This window comes from Mesorhizobium sp. Arg314, from assembly GCF_053714275.1.
Map to the genome: position 1 here is coordinate 16,202 of NZ_JBSKBP010000036.1, position 20,538 is coordinate 36,739.

Genomic DNA, 20,538 nt, shown 5'->3' on the forward strand with positions numbered 1-20,538 from the left:
ACCGGCCACCTCCGTGGCACGGCTGAAGAAGGAGATGAAGATGAGAAATGATGTGCCAAGCAAGGGGTTGGAATGGACCAACCTTATTCTCGGCGCAGGTTTGGCCTGCGCTGCAATCATGTTCGTCGGGCTGCCTGCTGCGGCTTGGAACGCTGGGGTCGTGGGCTCACTGATTGTATGCAGTTCTGCAGTGGCCCTCTATCGCTATGGGGATTGGGCGGAATGGTCCAACCTCACCTTAGGGTGCTGGGCGGCGGTAGCTCCGTTCCTGCTCGGCTTCGGATCGGCGCAGGGGCCGATGTGGACGCATGTCTTGATCGGGATTTGCGTAGCGACGTTCGCTGCCTTGCAGCTTGTGGCAAGTCGCAGGGCGCGGGCGCCTTCGAGCACCAATTAACTTCGAATACAGGGGCGTCTTGGTGCAGTTCAGCAAGAGGAAGTCATCGGCTTGCTCCTGTGCCTCGGCGCCCCTCACAGTACCGGCGCCGGTGACACGCCGCCTCAGCCTCGATCGCCAAGCTCGCTTTGATCGACGTGGTTTGATTGTATCCCGCCGCAACTCAACGACGCTCCTCGGCAGCCGAGATGAATCCTGCGATCAGGCCTCCGACCGCCGCGCGCTTGTCCTGCCGCAAACGCTGTGCGGCTGATCGTCCAGATTGCGTTGCGGCGACAGCACTATGGCATCTAGTTGAGTGTCGTTCCGGAGGAATATCCCCGGTGTGGTGAACGCCCTCAAGCCGAACCGCCGCAGACCCTATACCTAAGTCTAGATTAGCCAATCAAATCTTCAGGCATCGATCGCCCTTTGTCCTGTTGCACGGACCTCCATCATTCCGCTACGTCAAGACCCTGAGGGAAAGGTGCAGTATCAGCACGCTATCTCCTGGCTATCGGCCGCACGCTAGTTTTTCGCCGACAGATGCAAGTGCAGCTTGGTTGACGTGTGAAGGACGCGGGGTTGATAATAGCCGCGCGAACCCGGTCAATTCGTGTCCAGCAAAGATCGCCCGGAGGTAAGGATCATGGGCTTGGCAAATTCGCAAACCGCAGACAGTCCCTTAGCAATTCTGGTCGACGATGATGCGGAGGTCCGCGACTCCTTGGAGGAGTTGCTAAGTTCGGTTGGCATCGACTCGATATCGTTTTCCTCGGCCCAGGAAGTGCTCGGCTCAAAGCTTCCAGACCGTCCTGGTTGCATTGTTCTCGATGTTCGAATGCCGGGACTAAGCGGCATGGATCTCCAGCAGCTCCTTGCAACCAAAGAGATACTGACTCCGATCGTATTCTTGACGGGTCATGGTGACATTGCCATGAGCGTCGACGCTATGAAGGCGGGCGCAGTGGATTTCCTGACCAAGCCGGTGCGCGACCAGACATTCCTAGACGCTGTGTCGACAGCCATCGCTGCCGACATCGCTCGAAGGGCGGCGTCAGCCGTAGCCCGAAAGAACTCGGCCCTGTATGAGACACTCACGCCCCGTGAGCGGGAGGTTCTGAGATTTGTGATCTCCGGTGCGATGAACAAGCAGATCGCGTTCGATCTTGGTATTAGCGAAATCACGGTGAAGCTTCATCGCAGCAATATGATGAAGAAGATGGATGCGCGGTCTGTCTCTCATCTATTCAACGTCTGTCAATCGCTTCCACCCGATATACTGTACCAATTGAAGATGGCTTCCGCTGTGGGGAAGACAGCCGCATCATCAGGGGCAGGAGCGCATTTAACTCATTAAACGGGGCCGCGACGGCGAGCCGAACGGAGAGGCGGTCTCGAGAGGTCTCTAATGGAACTGACGTCATCGCATCAGCGTCGCGTCGTGGCTGCGGCGATAGGAGCGGCGAGCGTCTTGCTTGCTTGGTTCGCACACGAGCCATCTGGCCTGTTGGTCGCGGTTGCAGCCGTGTGCATCTGCGTCGGCTGGAAGGTGGGATTGGCGTCGGTTGCAGCGGCCAGCCTGCTTGCAGCTGTTATCCTGCTGTCACGGGCACACGGGGCGGAAAACGGTCTCGTCCAACTGGCCGCGTTTGTTGCCGGAGCGCTTGGGCTGTGGGTGGTGGTCAAAATCTTCAGAACCATCACCTTCTATGACCGGGTATACCAAGGGGCTGGGCCTAATTTCACCGACACTCCGGGCCTCGGTTGGTCCGCTTATCCAGACGGGCGTCTTCGGTTCCTCAATCCCGCAGCCCTCGAATACGTTGGCGTCACGGCCGAAGAAATGCGCGAGATCATGAACGCCGACGACTTTTCCTGGTGGCGGAGATTTGTCCATGCCGACGATGTCGAGACAAGCATGGCGCAATGGCGCCACAGCCTAGAGACCGGCGAGCCGATGATCGAAGAGAAGCGTTTGCGCCGGTTCGATGGCACCTATCGATGGTTTCGCGATACGGGTGTTGCCTCGCGCGATGAGCGGGGGCGAATTGTCGGCTGGTATGGCCATACTGAGGACATCGACGACCGGCGCAAGGCGGAAGCGGCGCTCCGCCAGAGCGAGAGGGAGCTCAGGCTGCTGGTCGATACGGTTCCCACTATGATCTGGCTGATGACGCCGGCGGGATTGCCGTACTATTTCAACAAACGGTTCGTCGACTGGGCGGGCATCGACTCGGCCAAGGAGGAACCGCGAGGCACGCGGCAATTCGCCTCGCATGTGGAGTTGTTCCACCCCGATGACAGGGCAGCCGTCAAGGCGGTGTTCCAGAAGTCCTTTGCTCGTGGAGAGCCACTCCAGCACAAAGCTCGGTTGTGCCGGAAGGATGGCGAATATCGCTGGACCGATTCGCGTTTCGAACCGCTACGCGACGAAGACGGCACTATCCTTCGCTGGTACGGCGTCAACTTCGACATAGACGACGAGGTCCGCGCCCAGGAATCGCTGCGTCTGGCGGACGAACGGCTCGCGCTCGCCTTGCGCGCCGCCAGCCTATCCGAACTGTCGGTGTCCATTGCGCACGAACTCAACCAGCCGCTGCAGGCGGTCGTGGCCAACGCCGGCGCGTTCCAGCGATGGCTGACCGCAGATCCGCCAAACTTCAATCACGCCAGCCGCGTCGCCCAAAAAATCATCAGAAACGCCGACGCAGCCGCCCAGGTGATCAGTCGCATCCGAGCGCTGTTCAGCAAGGCCGAAGGCGAACCGCATGCGATCGATCTGAACGCGGTGATCCACGAAGTGTGCGATCTGCTGGGTGATAGGCTCGCATCGAGCAGCGTCAAGCTGGACCTTCAACTCGATCCTCGCCTTCCTGCGACGGCTGCCGATCACGTTCAGATGGAGCAGGTCGTCCTCAACCTCGTCCGCAACGGCATCGAGGCGATGCAGGACGTCAGCATCAACGCGCGAAGCCTGCGGATCGTGTCGCGGCGTCAGGATGACGGAACAGTCGAGGTCGAAGTGCGAGATCGCGGCCGCGGGCTTAGCGATCTGGAGCGGATTTTCGATGCGTTCTACACAACCAAGCTGGATGGAATGGGTATGGGCCTGGCAATCTGCCGCTCGATCGTCGAGGCACATTGCGGGCGGCTTTGGGCGAAAAATGTCGAGACAGGGGGAGCATCTATAACCTTCAGCCTCCCCATCCGCGCTGCCGACTCGACCAAGACACCACTGCCGCGACAGTAAGCGCCTGAGTGGGCGCTCTCAGAGGTTGACCCGGGGATCGGCTATCGACTGCCCGATCTCGATGAGCGTGTTCACCAGGATGTACAAGATTCCGAAGACGATGGCGACGCCCAGCACTGCTGGGAGATCAGCGCTTGCAAAGGCTTGGACCGTGTAAAGACCCAGACCAGGCCACCCGAAAACGCGCTCGACGACAAGCAAATTGCCGAAGAGAAGGCGTATCTGCAGGCCGAGCATCGACAGTGGGGCCGTGGCGGCATTGCGCAAACCGTGGTGCAATAGCACCTTCGTCTCGCTGAGACCCTTGCCGCGTGCTGTCCGAACGTATGCCTGGCTCATAACGTCGTGAAGCGCACCGTTCAAGCTTCGCCCAACCGCGACGCCAATGGGCAACGCCAGTGCAAGCGCTGGTAAGATCATGTGCAGCAGCGCATCCACGCTGACTTCGGGCCGGCCGACTAGTATTCCATCGATGACGTTGAGTCCCGTGGGGCCTGCGAAGTCGCGGTAGGCAAGCCGACCCGCGCCGGGAAGCCAATTGAGTCGGAACCAGAAAAAGTAGGTGAGAAGTAAGGCCGTCAGAAAGATCGGCGTGGAGCCGACGCCCACCATAGCGAGCCTAATGCCGGCCGATCTCGGAATCAGGAACTGAAGTGCCGCCATCACGCCGGCGAGCGCCACTCCCAAGGCGATCGACGTCAGACCGAGTTCAAGCGTGGCGGGAAGATATTGCCGTATGTCGTCAGACACCGGCCGCCGGGTTCTTACCGACGTCCCCAGATCCGCATGCGCGAGGCGCAATAGAAAGCGCCCGTACTGAACGACAGCCGGGTCGTCCAGTCCGAGCTGCTTGCGCATCGCTTCGACCGTTTCTGGCGGAGCGCTCGGCCCGGCAATGGCCCGCGCTGGATCGGCGGGTATAATGCTTTGGAGAGCGAAAACGATGAAGCTCATCACGAGGAGAACGACGACGGCGCCGACGATGCTTTTGGTGAGATATGCCAGCATCTAGGTCCCCCTCAGAGCGCCGCGAATGCCGTCGCCCGCAAGGTTGGCGAGGAGGCAGAGGAGAAAGATGATCGCGGCCGGCAGGATCGGCAGCCACCAATAGACGGTGAGACTGTCGAGAGTGCGTGACGTCATCGCTCCGAGTTCAGGCGCCGGTGCAGGCAATCCTAGGCCAAGGAACGACATCAGCGACAACGTCATGATTATGTTGGCGACATCCAATGACGCCCCGATGACCAATGCCGGCACCACTCCCGGCAACAAGTAACGCAACAGCAAGCGCGGACCGCGGACCCCGGCGATACGCGCTGCCTCGACATGAGGACGGGCCTTAAGGCGACGAATTTCATCACGGGATATGCGCGCGTACCAGGGCCACCAGAAAATAGCGAGCGCGATCATTGTGTTGACGAGCCCGGGGCCAAGCGAAGCCACGACAGCCAGTGCGATGAGCGTTCCTGGAAGTACTAAGAACAAGTCGACGATCCGCTCGATGACCAGACCGACCTTGTCGCCCATCAGGCCCGAAATCAGTCCGACCAGGGAGCCCAAAGTAAGACTGAAACCGATAACAATAAGCCCTGGCAGCCACGTATATCGTACGCCGAGGATTACCCGCGAAAACAGGTCGCGACCGATCTCGTCGGTGCCGAACCAATGTTCGGCTGAAGGCGGCAGGAAGGTCGCGGCGACGCGCAGTTGTGGATCGAACGGCGTGATCCAGGGCGCCAGCACGGCCACAACGGTGACGACAGGCACCCCGATTATACCGACGCTTTCAAGCCAACCGGCGCGCCGGAAAAAATCGCGCCAGTTGAACCGAGGCCGCGCAGGAAGCGTGTCCGGTCTCGGCCTATTGGTCATCGTCCGGCTCCCGCCTGCAGGCTCGGCATCGCTGTGATGAGAGACCGTGTGTAGGCGGACTGTGGTGCGGCAATAATGGCATCTGGATCGGCAACCTCGACCAACTCGCCGTCCTTCAGCACCGCGACACGGTCGGCGATGATCCTGGCGGCCGCCAGATCGTGGGTCACGAACAGCATCGCCATGTCGAGTCGCCGCCGAAGGTCGCTAAGAAGGTTCAAGGTGGTTGCCGCCAGCGACACGTCCATGGCGCTGATCGGCTCATCGCAGAGCAGAAGCCTCGGGGGGACGATTACCGCGCGAGCTAAAACGGCGCGCTGGCACTGTCCGACCGACATCTCGGCCGGCAGCGCGTCCATCAGGACCGGATCGAGGCCGACCAGCTTTATCGCCTCTCCGACGCGACGGCGGCCGTAATCGCTGTCCAGCGAAACGGCCCGCAGGCGCTCGCCGATCTGCTCGCCGATCGTGAGCCATGGCGTCAGTGCCGCCACGGGGTCTTGAAACACGACTTGCGGAGGGACCTTGTCGAAGCGCGTAACAGTGCCGCTCTCCGGCACCACAAGCCCGGCAGCAATCCTCAGAAGGGTGGACTTGCCGGCGCCACTCTCGCCCACCAGCGCCACGCACTCGCCAAGCTTGATCGAGAGGTTGACCGACTTAAGAACAGGCTGCGGTCGACGCCGGCCCCAAAACGATCGAGCGCCTGTCGGATATGTTTTTCCGACGTTGGACAGCCTCAAGGCGGCGGTTTGCTGGATCGCCTGGGGCGGCCATGGTTCCGCACCAGCGCGCTGCGTTAAGAGAAACGGGGTTTGTTCCTGGAAAAGACAGGCGACCGAGCCACCGTGGAGGGAAGCAGGCTCCAGCGGTGGGCGGATCGCGGTGCAATCAGTCTGGGCGATCGGGCAACGTGTCGCGTAGGCGCAGGCGTTCTCAGTATTCATGGAGGGCGTGCGCTCGGACGGGAGCGTGGGAAGCGGGCGCCTTCGGTCAGAGTCCAGATCGAATCGAGCAGCGAGCAGGCCGGCGGAATAGGGGTGCGCGGCATTGCGGGCCACGTCCTGCATGAGGCCCATTTCAACGATGCGTCCGGCGTAAAGAACCAGGACGCGGTCGGCCAGTGAGGCCGCCACCCCCAGATCGTGCGTGACGAACAGAATTGCCGTCTGCTGCTCGCGGGCGAGATCGCGCAACAGGTCGAGGATCTGCGCCTGCATGGTGACATCGAGCGCGGTGGTCGGTTCATCGGCGATGAGCACCTTCGGTCTTGCCATCATGGCCATGGCGATCAGCACGCGCTGACGCTGCCCCCCCGAAAGGCGATGCGGCAGCGCATCGGCGATGCGGTCCGGGTCTGGCACCCCGGTTCGGCTGAGCCATTCTTCGATCGATCCCTCGGCCCCGCCATTGGATTCTCGCATCTGGCGGCGGATCGTCATCGTTGGGTTGAGCGCGCCCATCGGATCTTGCGAGATGGCACGGACGAGTTGGCGGCGGGCCAACTGCCAGGTGCGCCTTCCCGCGCCGACAAGCTCGATCCCCGCAAGCCGGATTGAGCCTGCAACCTGCGGCAGGTATTCGCGCGGCAGGAGCCCCTGAAGCGTCAGCCCGATGCTTGTCTTGCCAGAACCGCTTTCCCCGACCAGCGCGATGATCTCGCCCGGAAACATGTCGAAACTGATGCCATCGAGGACGCGGGAAGGACGGCCTTCGCGGCTGAGGAAGACGGAGAGGTCTTTGACGGCGAGAACGGACTCGGTCACAGGTTCGGACATTCGATGCGAAAGCTTGATCATCTGCGGTGCGAGCCTGACCTGCTTCCGGAACGAACCGGACGGCCGGAGTTCAGTGTCCCCAGCGAACCGTGCTGAAGTCGATGTTGCCGGGAGGGTACACGGGACGGAGCCCAAGGTCTTTCAAACCCTTGGCGTGGACAACCACATCGTTGACGTCGACAAGCGGGATGACGACGCCGGCATCGAAATACATCTGCCCCGCTCTCTCGTAGAGAGCGTCGCGTTCTTTGACGTCGGTCAACTTTCCGGCCTGATCCACGATGGCATCGGCTTCCGGCACGACCCGGCCAAAAAAGTTAAGGGGACCGCCTTTTGTGAAGAACACCTTAGCCTGGCTCTCCGGATGAGCGGCGTCAGGGCCCGCGATCGTGAGCAACAAATCGGGAGGGTTTGGGTCGTCCTTCAAGGTGTAAGCAGCGCCGGAGGGCAGCACGTAAGCCGTTGCCTTTACGCCGATCGACGCCAGTTGCGCTATCATCAGGTCGGCGATGCGACTGTAGCTCGGGGCAGCGCTGTGGAGGCCAATGACCAAATTGACCGCGCCATGTTTGGCGATCGTGGCTTTCGCTGCCTCGAAGTCGGTCGGGAACCGGATCGGATTCATTGGGTCGAGCATCACGTTCGGATATACCGACCTTGACAGGCTTGCGAACTCTCCAAAGGCGTCCTTGATCCACAGCGCCGGGTTGATCGCCGTCAAAACGGCCTTGCGGACCTCCGCGTCATCGAGCGGCGAGTTCGGCTTAACGAAGAGATCGTACGGTATCATGCTCGGGGCGGCGGTGATCTCCAGACCCCCCGGCAGGCTGGTGAGTTGCGCGAACGGATAGTTGAGCGGCACGGCATCGATCAAACCCGCCTGCAACTGAAGTATCTGCTGGCTGATATCGGGGACAACCGAAATCTGGATCTGCCGGAAGAACGGTTTGTTACCCCAGTAGTCATCGTTGCGTTCGAGCACATAGCGCTGACCGCGTTTGAATTCAGCCAGTTTGAATGGACCGGTGCCGACCGCATGCTCATTGAGCCAGGTCTTCGCGAAGTCGCCGCTGTCATACTCGGCGAGCGCTACTGGACTGATGATCTTAGGCCCCCACGGACTGGAAAGGGCATCGAGGAGCGAAGGCTGAGGATGGCCCAGCGTGAACTCGACCGTCGAGGCGTCCGGCGCCCTCATGTCCTTCACGTTGGCCAGGGAGTAGCTCAGGCTCAGCCCACGATCGCGGCGCCTTTCGAACGACTTTATGACCGCTGCCGCATTGAATGGCGTGCCGTCATGGAACCTGACGCCTTCGACCAGGTGGAATGTGTAAGTCAGCCCGTCGTCCGAGATATCCCAACTCCTAGCGAGCCGACCAACGATCCTGGTCGAACCCGGCTCGTATTCGACAAGGCCTTCGTAGACGTTGTTGATTGCGCTCATCGCGCCGGTCTCAAACCCGTTGTCCGGATCGAACGTGCCTATATCGGCCACGTAGGGTATGCGGAGCACCCCCTCAGCGCAGACTGGCGCTACCGAAAGCAGCAAGCCGACCGCAAGCAGCAGCATCCACAGACAGAAGCTGCGCTTGCCGGGTCGTTTGGTTGGGTAAGCGTATATCTGCATGAGCATTCCCGTTGGCTCGGTCTCTCAGCGACTGCAGCAAGGCCGCCCGCAATCAATGCAGTGGCCAACGAGGCATCTCTGGATCTTGTGAACTCGGAGTGCGCCGACCCGATGATGGTTTTTCAATCGTTGATCGCTATCCTCGCGGTTGTAACCAAGCGGTGTACCGCCCAGACGGTACTACTGCCGGTCGGTCGGGGTCTATAGAGTCCTGGGCACTGGTTATCCTATGCCTAGGCATAGGATGCTGGCACGTCGCCGGGCCGCCCATGGCCCCTCAAATGAGGATTGGCTGCTAGCTCGCTGACGGGTTGCGCGTATGCACAGGCCGCCTATTCGGCCAGGAATTTCATGCCTTAGCGGTTGTGGCTCCATTGATCGTCCATCCGCCATTCCGCCTCAGTCGGTCTCCCGAGCCTGACCCAGTTCGCCAGTTCGATGGCGCAGTGGTTCGGTTCTACAATCCGAGACATAAGCCGACAGAACCAGCAATCGGGCTGTCGTTCAGCAATGCGAGCGCACAACGTTTGGCCTTGCGGGCCGCCCGACATGCGATTCAATGTGCGCGAAAGGTTGCCAAAAATGGTCATTGTCGCCTCCAGGGAGTCACCGACGACCCGAGTTCGTGATTGAAAGAACGCTATCCTTTGATGAAAGCGAGCAGGTCAGCGTTGACCTGATCCTGGTGCGTAGCGGTGATGCCATGCGGCGCCCCGGGGTAGTAGATATCCTTTGCGCCTTTGATCAACCGGGCCGACTTGACCGCCGAGTCCTTGACGGGAACGATCTGGTCGTCCTCGCCGTGCAAGACCAGGGTCGGCACGTCGAATTTCTTCAGATCCTCGGTGAAGTCGGTCTCCGAGAACGCCTTGACGCTCTCGTAGGCGTTCAAGAGACCCGCCTGCATACTCCAGAGCCAGAACTGGTCCAGAGTCCCTTGGGAAACCTTGGCACCGGGCCTGTTTGCGCCATAAAACAACGGTGCCAGGTCCCGGTAGTACTGCGAGCGGTCCTTGACGAGGCCGGCCCGTATGCTGTCGAATGCCTCGATCGGCAAACCCTCAGGGTTCGCCGGCGTCTTCACCATGATCGGCGGAACAGCGGCGATAAGAACGGCCTTGGCGACCCGCGTGGTCCCGTGCCGTCCAATATAACGAGCGACCTCGCCTCCCCCAGTGGAATGTCCAACCAGCGTCGCGTCCTGAAGGTCCAGGGCCTCGATTACCGCCGCGAGATCGTCGGCATAGCCGTTCATGTCATTGCCAGACGAGGCTTGGCTGGACCGGCCATGGCCGCGCCGGTCGTGCGCCACGACTCGGAAGCCGTTCTGCGCGAGGAAGAGCATCTGGCCGTCCCAAGCATCGGAACTCAGCGGCCATCCATGTGAGAATGTGATGACCGGTCCCTTGCCCCAGTCCTTGTAGTAGATTTCGGTGCCGTCCTTGGTTGTGATGGTGCTCATCGTCTTGGTACCTTTGTTTGATTGAGAGGTGGGATGGCTTTGCTTTCGGGTAGTCCGAGCCGCAGCAGCAACAGGCAGTCCCGCCGCAACTGTGGCGATCAGGCCGGCCAACAAGACATCGCGGCGGGATCCGCGAACGGAGAAAAGTCCATCTTTAGTCATCGTATCCATCCGTGATGTGTGGCATTGAAGGTCCGGCTCACCATCACGATCATCAGGTCGACCTGCGCAGCCGCACTCGGGAGGGCGGGCGAAGGAGCGATCGAGACTCGACAGTCGTGATGGCTTGCGAGGAGGATGCGCCGATCCGGGCCGCGAACCTATTCTACGGAAGCATCTCTCGTGCCATGCCAAGGTGCAGGACAGGCATGCCAAGATGTCCGGAGGCCTTCGCGGTGAGTAGACTAGGGCTACGGTGCTCGGTATCGCACAACCTGCCGTTCTTGCTGACCAAGCCTGACAGCGGTGCCATGGAGCAGATTGAGCAGGGACCTTCCAGCGCCGCGATGAACGCGGCCAGTCCCCCGGGAATGGCCGGCAGCGAGACGCTGCCAGCCGATGACCCAAGCGAATTCAAGTCGCGAGATGAATGCAGGATCGAAGTCCATTGCTCGATTTCCCAGCCTGGGGCGAGACAGGTGTTGGGCCACTAGACTAGAGTGGATCCCATGTTCCTGCTCAACGCAGACGTCTTATATGCTGCTTTCTGAAAATTTGGGGACCTGGCGAAGGTCGTGAGCCGACGCACCGCTGAACTGGCGATGGCCGCAGCTTTTTCACGAAGAATGGTCCGCGGCGCAGGGCAATCCTATTGGACCGCGGCATGGATAGGCTAATGCCAGGGTCTAGGTCGCGCTATCTTCGCGCATCGGCGCGGGCAGTGTTTCCCATGCCCGGATCAACTCGCCGATGGAAGCGGCCTCCATCTTGCGCATGACATTGCCGCGATGCAGCTTGACCGTCACTTCACTGATGCCGAGGTCGAACGCGATCTGCTTATTGAGCCGCCCGCGGGCGACTTCGCGCAGTACCTCGCGCTCGCGTGGCGTCAGGGTCCCGACGTGCTCGATGTTGCGCTTGACTACAACCGCTTGCGCCCGCCGCGCAGCATCCATCGCAATGCCCGCGATCAGAGCGTCAAGCAATGTTTGGTCGCGCACCGGCTTGGTGAGAAAGTCCACGGCGCCGGCCTTCATTGCCTGGACAGTCATTGGAATGTCGCCATGCCCGCTCAGAAAGACGATGGGTTTAGGGTTTCCGCTTTTCGCCAGATGACGCTGCAAATCGAGACCGCTCGCTCCTGGCATCCGCACGTCGACGATCAGGCAGCCTGGACTGTCCAACACATCGGCGTCAAGCAATTCGCGGGTCGAGGCAAAGCAGACCGGCTGGAAACCCGCAGACAGGATCAATTCCGACAACGCCTCCCGAACAGATGCATCGTCATCGACAATAATGACGAGTGGCTGCTCCGCTTCATCTTTCCGCTGCACTGACGGCGCCGATCTCCGTAAGAGCGACTGGTCAACTCTCATGTCCGTCCTCCGTATCATGGTTGCGCAAAGTCTCGCCGACGACCGCAAGCAAGGCGTGGGCATCGAAGGGCTTGCGGAAGAATCCGCTGATGCCCTGCGCGCGGTCCTGATCGGCTATCTCGTGGCGCCCTGTGATCAGGAAAACCGGCAGTTCCGGACGCGCCCTCCTCACCAGGTCACGAAGTTCAAAGCCATCCATGCCAGGCATCCCGATGTCGGTGATGAGCACGTCCAGCCCTGACAGCCCGCTGATCAACAATTGTCGCGCCGATGAGAAACTGCGGGCCACATAGCCGGCGGACTCAAAAAGTTCCTCCATTGACTCGAGGAGTCTTGGATCGTCGTCGACAACCGCCACTACAAGTTTATGCTTGCTCACGCTCACTCCCTCCCGCTCGGCGCGAGTGGGTTATCGGTATTTCCAGTCGCTCCGCGATACGCACGAGATCGGCTAGGGACGCCGCCATCATCTTCTGCATGACGTTCCTTCTATGAATTTGCAAAGTGACCTCGCTGATCCCCAGCTCGGCGGCGGCCTGCTTGTTGAGCAGGCCACTCACCACCAGCGGCAGCACCTCGCGTTCGCGTGGCGTGAGTTCCAGATAGCGCTGCTTCAACACGCCAAGTTCAGCACGCTCCGATCTGAATTCCCGATCCAGGGTGATCGCCGCATGGATTGCAGCCATGAGGTCGGCATCACTGAAAGGCTTGGTCAGGAAGTCCACCGCGCCGTGCTTGATCGCACGCACCGAGGACGGGATGTCGCCATGGCCAGTTATGAAAACGATCGGTGGATGATCCCTTTCCGAGATCTGCCCCTGCAGATCGAGGCCGTTGATATCCGGTAACTCGACATCGAGGACCAGGCAGGCTGGGACGTTCGGCTTATCAGCGTCGACATAATCGCCGGCCGATCCGAACGCGACGGCACGCATGCCGTGAGAAGCCAGCAACTCTACGAGCGCCTCCCGGATACGCGCATCGTCGTCCACGATCAAGACGATATGGTCATCCGTCATCATGCCGCCACTTTCGCTTCAACCGGCAAGGTGAAGATGAACTTCGCGCCGTGCGGCTCGTTCTTCTCCACCGACAGCCGCCCGCCGTGCGACTCGACGATTGATCTGCAAATCGCCAAGCCCATGCCCATCCCATGTTCCTTCGTCGAAAAAAAAGGCTCGAAGATCTTGTCGGGGAACTCGACGCCCCACCCGCGATCGCTGATCTCGGTTTGGATCGCATCCGCCATCCGGCGCACACGCAGGCCCAGAATTCTGCCATCCCCTATGGAATCCATCGCTTCGGTACCGTTGCGCATCAGATTGATCAACACCTGCTGAATCTGAATACGGTCGAGCACCACGGGCGGAAGATCCCTTTCGATTTCCGTATCGATGCGGACACGATGCCGCGCCGCCTCGTCGGCCATAAGATCCAGCGCTTCGGCTATGACGCCATCGAGCGCCATAGAGCTCCTCGTCGCTGTGGATGACTTGAACAGGGCGCGGATGCGGCTAACGACCTCGGCGGCGGCATTTGCGTCGCGGATGATGCGCTCCACCGTTTTCTGCGCCCGCTCGATGTTTGGCGGTTCCGCCATGAGCCAACGCTGGCACGCGTGTGAGTTGGCCACCACGGCCGCCAAGGGTTGATTGACCTCATGCGCGATCGAAGCCGAGAGTTCGGCAAGGCTCGCCGCCTGGCTCGCACGGGCAAGGCTCTCTCGCGCTACCCGAAGCTCGTCCTGCGCCCGAACCTCGCTATCGATGTCCAGGCAGATCACGTTCCACTGCACGATGGCACCTTCGGCGTTGCGCATCGGCGCCGCGCGCGTCTCAACCCAACGATATTCGCCGTCGAAACGCCTTAGCCGGTGCTTTCGCGCATAGGGCTCACCGGTGGACAACGAATGGGCATATCTGTCTTTGACACCCGCCAGGTCATCGGGATGAACGCCCGCATCGAGTGTACCGGCCAACCGTGACTTTCCAGTTCCGTCCAATTCTTCAAGGTGGTATCCGAGGAATTCGCGGAGCTGCTGGCTGCGATATCTCGGCTCGCCATCCGGCGCGGCGCAATCGATCATTGCCGGTAGCGTTTCAACGAGCTGCCAGAGAGAGCGCTCTCTCTCGTGCAGCGCTTCCTCGACGCGCAGTTGATCGTCAATGTCATGCGACAGGCCGTACCACTGGACGATGCGCCCACCCTCATCCCGCAACGGCTCTGCCGTTCCTTCGACCCAGCGGTAGACGCCATCCCAACGCCGCAGGCGATACTTCTTGGTGAAGCGCTCGCCGGTGACGAAGGAATGGTTGAGCGCTTCTTCAAGGCTGGCCGCATCATCAGGATGGACCGCGGTTTCCATGAAGGCCGCCAGCCGGCTCATGCCCGGCTTGTCTGCATCTGCTGTGTCCAGGCCGAGAAAATTTATCAGGCGCTTGTTGAAGAAAGTCGGCTCCCCCTCCGAACTCAACCGCCAGAGCAGGCTCGGAACCATATTCACGAGTTGCGAGAGCTCCCGCTCACGGTCGCGCAACGCTTCCTGTGCGCGCATCTCATCGTCGATGTCGATGGAAACCACGTACCATTGCACAATCGCTTCGCTTTGATCTCGCAGCGGTTCCCCGCGGCCATCAACCCAGCGATACACACCGTCGGCGCGGCGCATGCGATATTTCAGGGAGAAGGGCTCGCCTGTGGCGAAGGAGTGGCGGGCTGTGTCCAGCAGGGTACCTGCATCATCGGGATGGACGAGGGTCCCTATGATTGCAGCCAGCCGGCTCATGCCCGGCTTGTCCAAAGCCGCTATGTCGTCCAGGCCGAAAAAGTCCAGCAAGCGCTTGTTAAAGAATGTCGGCTCGCCGTCGGGTGTCATACGCCTGATCTGGACCGGGACCATGTCCACGAGCTGCGAGAGTTCGCGCTCCCGATCGCGCAACGCCTCTTGCGCGCGCACCTCATCATCGATGTCGAGAGAAACACCATACCATTGCGCAACCGCTCCGACTTCGTCGCGCCGAGGCGCTACCCTGCATTCTGCCCAGCGATAGGCGCCGTCTTTCTCGCGCCAACGAAACCGCATGGCGGACGAGCCGCCAGTTTCGAAACAATGCTGTAATGTGCGCTCCACCTCGGGACTATCGTCGGGATGAACCAGTTCTTGCAGCAGATTTTCGATGCGCGGTTCTTCAAGAGTTTCGAAATTCGCGATGACGTTGCGGAAATGATCGACGTATCGCTTGTTGAAACAGACCTGCCCGCCCGTAGGCATTGCGCTCCAGATCCGGACCGGCACGGCGTCGACCATCTCCTGGAGCTGCCGCTCGCTTCGTCGGAGCGCTTCCTCGGCGTTCACTTGATCGTCTATGTCATGGCACAGACCGTACCACTGGACGATGCGCCCGACCTGGTCCCGCATTGGCTCCGCCCGGCTCGACATCCAATGGTAGACGCCGTCGGCGCGACGCAGGCGATAGCGCATCACAAAGCTCTCGCCAGTGTCGAGGCAGCGATGGAGCGAACCGCCGAACCCTGCTGCGTCGTCTGGATGGACTGTCTCCATAACCGCTTCGAGCCTGCTCATCCCAGGCTTGTCCAAATCGGCGACATTCAGGCCGAGGAAATCGACCATTCGCTTGTTGAAGAAGGTCGGTTCGCCTTCGGGCGTCAGTCGCCAAACATGGCTCGGAACCATGTCCACGAGCAGCGAGAGTTCTTGCTCACGGTCGCGCAGCGCCTCCACGCTTTCACGCAATGTGAGCAGTGCCAGCTGATGCTGTCGGGATATGGCGGCCACGATGAGTGCTGAAAATGCGGAGATCCCCAGGAAAAGCTGCAGCATAATCTGGTTGTGCTTCAGGGCCTCGGGATCGCCGGCAAATTCGCCAGCGCCAAATGCTGTGAATACCGCTGTGATCAGAGCAAGGAGGATCAAGGCGACAGCAGCGCCCTTGAACTCAAAGCGCACCGCGGCCCAAAGAAGAGGCGGCATGATGATGTAGGCGAAAGGCAAGTAACCACTCAAGGAAAGTGCGGCGACACCCAGAAAGATCAGCCCCAGGACGCAAACTTCCATCCATCGCGTGGCCGAGAGGTGGGCCTTGGCTCGCCAGTTCTGGACCACAACCAGCGCCAGCGGCGCTACGATCAGAACCCCCGTGGCGTCTCCGATCCACCATAAGGGCCAAGCCCCCGTGAAGGTTTGCGATTGCATGCCAAACCAAGCAAGTGTGGCGCTCCCCACCGTCGCGCTTACGACCGGCGCAATTCCAGCGGCAAGCACGACGAACGCAAGTACTTCCTGGAGGGTTTCCAGTTCCCCCGGCCGCTTGCTGGTCCGGTTCACGAGCCAGGCGCCAGTTGCCGCCTCAAGAGCGTTGCCGACATATATCAGCAAGGCCGCGGCCGGCGGACTGTGGAACCAAAGGTAATTGCTGAACATTTCAGCCAGGCAGCCGGACAGAACCCACCATGGCCAGCTGCGCCTTGAGGCAACAACAAGCGTGGCAATGAAAAGCCCGCCCGGGGGCCAAACGGAAATGCCTGTTCCAGGTACGATTGCGAGCAGCTGAGCAAAACCGCAGCCCAAGACATAAGCCGCGAAAAAAAGCCCCAAATGTAAGAATTTTGGACGGTGCGACCAGGCGCGCATCATCGGCTTCTCCTGCCTGACAAGGACGGCGTGAGGACCGTCAGCGCTTGGCGTAGCACCTACCTGGGCGCGCGAATTCACACAGCATCCTAGTGCCACCATACCAAAGGCGCATCCTATGGAAATCCATGCATTGCGCGCTACTGGCCCTGGGGCACGAACCAGCGAAGGCTGTTTCATAGCGTCCATCGCTCCCTACTGGCAGGAGCGCGAATTCCCCTTACCTTACCACGATAATCGCAGACTGGATCCAAGATAAGAACGGAGACTTTTCCTGAATGCTCACGCGTTTGGGCTTCAGTCCATCTCGTCGATCACACTGTGTCAGTGGGCACCGCCGGCTGTTACGTGGCCGGGCTTCTTCAGCAGCAGGACCGCCGCCAAAGCGATCGCCAAGCTAACGCCAAGCAGGAAGAAGGTGTCATTGAAGGCCATGACGTAGGCCTGCTGGCGGACCCTCAGCGCGATCGCAAGAATCGCTTTTTGTGCGGCGAGTGCCTGGTCGTTGATGCCATGCGAGAGGAAGTAGGCGGTGAGGCGCGCGAGGCGCACGCGGGTTGCCTCCTGGAGCAGGGACACCGATTGTACCAGCACGTTCGAATGGTACTGCTCGCGCTTGGTGAGGAAGGTTTGCAGCAGCGCGATGCCGACGGCGCCACCGAGGTTGCGGGTCATATTGAAAAGGGCCGAGGCCGAGCCGGCATTTTCCGTCTCAATACCTGACGTGGCGATCGCCGAGAGCGGCGCCAATATAAGGGCCTGGCCGATGGCGCGCACGATATTCGGCCAGAACAGCTGGTCGCTGGCATATGATCCGCTCATGTGGATGTTCATGAAGTTGGAGGTGGCAAACAGCGCAAAGCCGACCGCGATGAGGAGACGAATGTCGAAGCGCTGCATGAGGCCAGGCACAAGCGGGATCAGGACGAGTTGCGGCAGGCCGGTCCACGCAAGCACCATGCCGATCTGCTCGGCGTTGTAGCCCTGAATGCGGGCGAGATAGACAGGTACGATGAAGACCGAGCCGTAGAGCGCGATGCCGAGCAGGAAGTTGGCGAGGATGCCGAAGCCGAAGTTGCGGCGGGCCAGCAGCCTGAGATTCAGCAGCGGGTGGTTCGATGTTAGCTCGATCCAGACGAACAGGGTCAACGACACTGCTGCGACGATCGCCAGCCGCGCGATAAAGGGCGAGCCAAACCAGTCGTCCTTGTTGCCCTCCTCGAGCACGGTCTGTAGCGCGGCGAGCCCGAGGGCCATTGTGGCGATGCCCGACCAGTCGCCCTTGGCGAGCAGGCCAAGCTGCATCGGCTGGCGGTCGAGCGAGAACCACAGCATGCCGACCATCAGTGCCCCGGGCACCAGGTTGACGTAGAAGATGTACTGCCAGCCCCAGTTTTCAGTGAGATAGCCGCCGATGGTCGGGCCGATCGCCGGCGCGAACGTAGCCGACAGCGCGAACAGCGCCAGGCCGATCGGCTGCTTGGCTTTCGGCAGCAGTGTGATGACGATGGTGAAGGCGAGCGGGATGAGCACGCCGCCAGTGAAACCCTGGATCGCTCTTAGAACGATCATCTGACCTAGGTTGGCGGCGAAGGCGCAGGCGACCGAGAACGCGAGGAACAGCACGGCATTGGTGATCAGATAGTTGCGCAGTGAGAAGACCTGGGACAACCAACCGGTTAACGGGATCACCACAATCTCGGCAATGAGGTAGGACGTCGAGATCCAGCCCCCGTCGTCGATGCCGGCGCCAATCGCCCCCTGGATGTCGGCAAGCGAAGCATTGACGATCTGGATGTTGAGCACGGCCATGAATGCGCCGAGGGCAGAGCCGACCACCGCCACCCAAACCCGTCCCGAATTAGCGGCACCAGCTGTCCCGGCAGCGCTCTGGGCGCGAGCCGAAGTTGCGAGCGAAGAGACGGCGGCGGTCATGGTTGCGGCTCCTCGAGCGCATGGAAGAATGGGCCTGACAGCCCGTGTCGATCGTCGCGCGAACGGTGGAAAGGCTGTCAGTCCGCACCGTCGGATTGGCGTTTCTGGCAAGCTCGGCTTGATTTGACGCTCGGCGCTTTCTACCGGACGCCATCCTCGGCAGCCTCCGTGTTCCGGGGGAATTTGTCGGCCTGGGCGAACATGCCTGCTTCAGCCAGCACGGTCGCCTTGGTGTCGATGGTCGGCTCGACGGACATGCCGGGCCTGAGCAGCCCGCCGAACTCATGATTATCTATGGCGATCCTCACTGGGATGCGTTGCACGATCTTGGTGAAGTTGCCTGTTGCGTTGTCGGGCGGCAGCAGCGCGAACTCCAGGCCGCTCGCCGGCGACAGGCTGTCGACGTGCCCCTTCAGTTGGACACTCGGTAAGCCGTCGACGGTAACGCGCACCGGCTGACCGTCGCGGACATGGGCGAGCTGCGTCTCTTTGAAGTTGGCGACGACGTAGACCGCGTCCATCGGCACGACAGCCATCAGTTGCGTGCCTGATCCCACATACTGCCCGACCCTAAGCGTGCGCGCGCCGACCGTTCCGTCCACCGGTGCCGTGATCGTAGCGTAGGAAAGGTTCAGCCGGGCCTGCTCGGCGGCTGCTTCGGCACGGTCCTTTTGGGCCACGGCACTGTCGCGCTCGGTGGCGAGCACATCTATCTTGGCTTGCGCTGCAGCCACGGAAGCCTCGTCGCGCTGCAGGCCGGCGACGAGCTGGTCGGCTTGGGCGCGGCTTGCTTGGGCTTTCTGGGCAGTGCCAGTGCCGCTCTTTGCCAACGTCGTGTATCGATCAGCGTCGGCGCTGGCGAACGTCAGCGAGGCCTGCGTTGCGGCGACCGTCGCCTTTGCCTGCTCGATTAGCGAATGCTGGAGCGCAATCTGTGCGTCGAGGTTACGGACGGCCGCCTCGGCGGCCTTGACCTCGGCATACGCCTGGGCAAGCGCGGCACGGAAGTCGCGGTCGTCGATGCGGGCGAGAACCTGCCCAGCCTCGACCATCTGGTTGTCACGCACCAGCACGGCGGCGATGTAGCCCGAAATCTTTGGGGCCACAGTCGTGTAGTCGGCCTTCAAATAGGCGTCGTCAGTCGACTCCAGGTACTGGCCCGTGGTCCAGTAACCGTGACCCCAATAACCGCCGCCAATTATGCTGGCCAGAAGTGTAGTCGCGAGAGCCACGCGCTTAAAGCGGCGCCTCGGTACGGGCGCAACGACACCACCGGGAGTAACCTCCCCGCGAACCGGCAGCGAGTCGGGCTGTTCGACGGAGGGACTCGCCGGTCGCTCGACGAAGGCCGCCGGCTGCTTCCCCGACAAGACCATCTCGGTTCCGTCTCCGAAGTCGGTTGGGGACATTTCGGACATCTCGTTCGTCCTGTCGTTCATGGCGTTTTCCGCGAGAGCTGCCGTTGGACGGGCGATACTCCCCAACTGCCTCCCGCTCCCCTAGACTCGGACCTCAACCTTAGAGGCACCTGCCTCGATACAACACCGGTTGCGCGACGCGCGCAGACCGGTGCCGCGCGCCTGATGTAGAGAAGCTCGGGCCGGTAGAGCGGTGAGATGAAGTCGCGCGCCGCAGATGGCAGTTGGATGAATTCCGACATCGCAACGATGGCACGGCCAATGAAGGCTGGCACGGCCAGGCAGGCCCGGTGCGACGGCATTCCAATGACACTGCACATTGCTTTCCTCCATCAAAGCTTCGTAGTCAGTACAGAGAGCAGAATGCCCCGCCCCGTCATGCGAAACTATTCTACGGGAGTATCTGAGACCCTCTGCAAAGGTGCAGGATGCATGCGCCCCAGAGATCGGAAATCGAGGCGCGACGGATCCAGTGCCGATGGCTTCAGCGGTGCCCGGTTCCATTGCGCTTGCAGATCGCCGGTGTGTGCGGACGAACTCATGATTGCCGGAGCGGCAATAGCCAGAGCGGTTAATTTGAAGCTGGCGGATCGCAATCCTAAAGAAAGCTTTGAGATCGGGAGCTTGGACA

General features: G+C 60.9%; 14 protein-coding genes. 3 read left to right on the top strand and 11 right to left on the bottom strand.

The genetic code is table 11. The features are described 5' to 3' along the window. The first annotated feature begins 40 nt into the window (after positions 1-40). From ACWGS9_RS27160 to ACWGS9_RS27170, 3 genes are all read left to right on the top strand, one after another. A complete protein-coding gene (locus ACWGS9_RS27160) occupies positions 41-397 on the top strand; it encodes an SPW repeat protein (protein ID WP_454508138.1) in 357 nt (118 codons plus the stop codon). Positions 398-1,025: 628 nt separating this feature from the next. Next, positions 1,026-1,736: a response regulator transcription factor gene (locus tag ACWGS9_RS27165; RefSeq protein WP_454508139.1), complete on the top strand. Its 711-nt coding sequence runs from the start codon at positions 1,026-1,028 to the stop codon at positions 1,734-1,736. Positions 1,737-1,787: 51 nt separating this feature from the next. After that, complete coding sequence (locus ACWGS9_RS27170; protein ID WP_454508140.1) at positions 1,788-3,629, top strand: PAS domain-containing sensor histidine kinase; 1,842 nt, start codon at positions 1,788-1,790, stop codon at positions 3,627-3,629. Positions 3,630-3,647: 18 nt separating this feature from the next. Here the strand turns inward: ACWGS9_RS27170 and ACWGS9_RS27175 are convergent, their stop codons facing one another. The 11 genes from ACWGS9_RS27175 to ACWGS9_RS27225 all read right to left on the bottom strand — a co-directional run bounded on the left by ACWGS9_RS27175 (position 3,648) and on the right by ACWGS9_RS27225 (position 19,865). Next, on the bottom strand, positions 3,648-4,637 hold the full coding sequence (locus ACWGS9_RS27175; protein ID WP_454508141.1) for an ABC transporter permease: 990 nt from the start codon (positions 4,635-4,637) through the stop codon (positions 3,648-3,650). After that, complete coding sequence (locus ACWGS9_RS27180) at positions 4,638-5,501, bottom strand: ABC transporter permease (protein ID WP_454508142.1); 864 nt, start codon at positions 5,499-5,501, stop codon at positions 4,638-4,640. It abuts the gene before it with no gap. After that, entirely contained in the window at positions 5,498-7,300 is a 1,803-nt protein-coding gene (locus tag ACWGS9_RS27185; RefSeq protein ID WP_454508143.1) for an oligopeptide/dipeptide ABC transporter ATP-binding protein, read from the bottom strand. Before ACWGS9_RS27185 ends, ACWGS9_RS27180 begins: the two co-directional genes overlap by 4 nt. 49 nt (positions 7,301-7,349) lie before the next feature. Then, positions 7,350-8,912, bottom strand: a complete 1,563-nt coding sequence (locus ACWGS9_RS27190; protein ID WP_454508144.1) for an ABC transporter substrate-binding protein — start codon at positions 8,910-8,912, stop codon at positions 7,350-7,352. Positions 8,913-9,546: 634 nt separating this feature from the next. After that, positions 9,547-10,530, bottom strand: coding sequence for an alpha/beta fold hydrolase (locus tag ACWGS9_RS27195; RefSeq protein WP_454508145.1), 984 nt, complete (start codon positions 10,528-10,530; stop codon positions 9,547-9,549). 683 nt (positions 10,531-11,213) lie between these two features. Continuing rightward, positions 11,214-11,903, bottom strand: a complete 690-nt coding sequence (locus ACWGS9_RS27200) for a response regulator transcription factor (protein WP_454508146.1) — start codon at positions 11,901-11,903, stop codon at positions 11,214-11,216. Next, positions 11,893-12,282, bottom strand: coding sequence for a response regulator (locus ACWGS9_RS27205; protein WP_454508147.1), 390 nt, complete (start codon positions 12,280-12,282; stop codon positions 11,893-11,895). Before ACWGS9_RS27205 ends, ACWGS9_RS27200 begins: the two co-directional genes overlap by 11 nt. Beyond that, positions 12,269-12,925 carry a response regulator transcription factor gene (locus tag ACWGS9_RS27210; RefSeq protein WP_454508148.1) on the bottom strand — a complete coding sequence of 219 codons (657 nt, stop codon included), beginning with the start codon at positions 12,923-12,925 and terminating at the stop codon, positions 12,269-12,271. Before ACWGS9_RS27210 ends, ACWGS9_RS27205 begins: the two co-directional genes overlap by 14 nt. Beyond that, positions 12,922-16,557, bottom strand: coding sequence for a PAS domain-containing protein (locus tag ACWGS9_RS27215; RefSeq protein ID WP_454508149.1), 3,636 nt, complete (start codon positions 16,555-16,557; stop codon positions 12,922-12,924). The genes ACWGS9_RS27210 and ACWGS9_RS27215 overlap by 4 nt, the downstream gene beginning before the upstream one ends. Positions 16,558-16,878: 321 nt before the next feature. Beyond that, positions 16,879-18,489 (bottom strand): MDR family MFS transporter, encoded by a 1,611-nt coding sequence (locus ACWGS9_RS27220; RefSeq protein ID WP_454508150.1) that lies wholly within the window; start codon positions 18,487-18,489, stop codon positions 16,879-16,881. 140 nt (positions 18,490-18,629) lie between these two features. Next, on the bottom strand, positions 18,630-19,865 hold the full coding sequence (locus ACWGS9_RS27225; protein WP_454508167.1) for an HlyD family secretion protein: 1,236 nt from the start codon (positions 19,863-19,865) through the stop codon (positions 18,630-18,632). Positions 19,866-20,538: the final 673 nt, after the last annotated feature.

Excerpts from the sequence above, each read along its gene's own strand:
- ACWGS9_RS27160 (WP_454508138.1), top strand. The coding sequence starts at position 41 with ATGAGAAATGATGTGCCAAGCAAGGGGTTGGAATGGACCAACCTTATT.
- ACWGS9_RS27165 (WP_454508139.1), top strand. The coding sequence starts at position 1,026 with ATGGGCTTGGCAAATTCGCAAACCGCAGACAGTCCCTTAGCAATTCTG.
- ACWGS9_RS27170 (WP_454508140.1), top strand. The coding sequence starts at position 1,788 with ATGGAACTGACGTCATCGCATCAGCGTCGCGTCGTGGCTGCGGCGATA.
- ACWGS9_RS27175 (WP_454508141.1), bottom strand. The coding sequence starts at position 4,637 with ATGCTGGCATATCTCACCAAAAGCATCGTCGGCGCCGTCGTCGTTCTC.
- ACWGS9_RS27180 (WP_454508142.1), bottom strand. The coding sequence starts at position 5,501 with ATGACCAATAGGCCGAGACCGGACACGCTTCCTGCGCGGCCTCGGTTC.
- ACWGS9_RS27185 (WP_454508143.1), bottom strand. The coding sequence starts at position 7,300 with ATGATCAAGCTTTCGCATCGAATGTCCGAACCTGTGACCGAGTCCGTT.
- ACWGS9_RS27190 (WP_454508144.1), bottom strand. The coding sequence starts at position 8,912 with ATGCTCATGCAGATATACGCTTACCCAACCAAACGACCCGGCAAGCGC.
- ACWGS9_RS27195 (WP_454508145.1), bottom strand. The coding sequence starts at position 10,530 with ATGACTAAAGATGGACTTTTCTCCGTTCGCGGATCCCGCCGCGATGTC.
- ACWGS9_RS27200 (WP_454508146.1), bottom strand. The coding sequence starts at position 11,903 with ATGAGAGTTGACCAGTCGCTCTTACGGAGATCGGCGCCGTCAGTGCAG.
- ACWGS9_RS27210 (WP_454508148.1), bottom strand. The coding sequence starts at position 12,925 with ATGATGACGGATGACCATATCGTCTTGATCGTGGACGACGATGCGCGT.
- ACWGS9_RS27215 (WP_454508149.1), bottom strand. The coding sequence starts at position 16,557 with ATGATGCGCGCCTGGTCGCACCGTCCAAAATTCTTACATTTGGGGCTT.
- ACWGS9_RS27220 (WP_454508150.1), bottom strand. The coding sequence starts at position 18,489 with ATGACCGCCGCCGTCTCTTCGCTCGCAACTTCGGCTCGCGCCCAGAGC.
- ACWGS9_RS27225 (WP_454508167.1), bottom strand. The coding sequence starts at position 19,865 with ATGGTCTTGTCGGGGAAGCAGCCGGCGGCCTTCGTCGAGCGACCGGCG.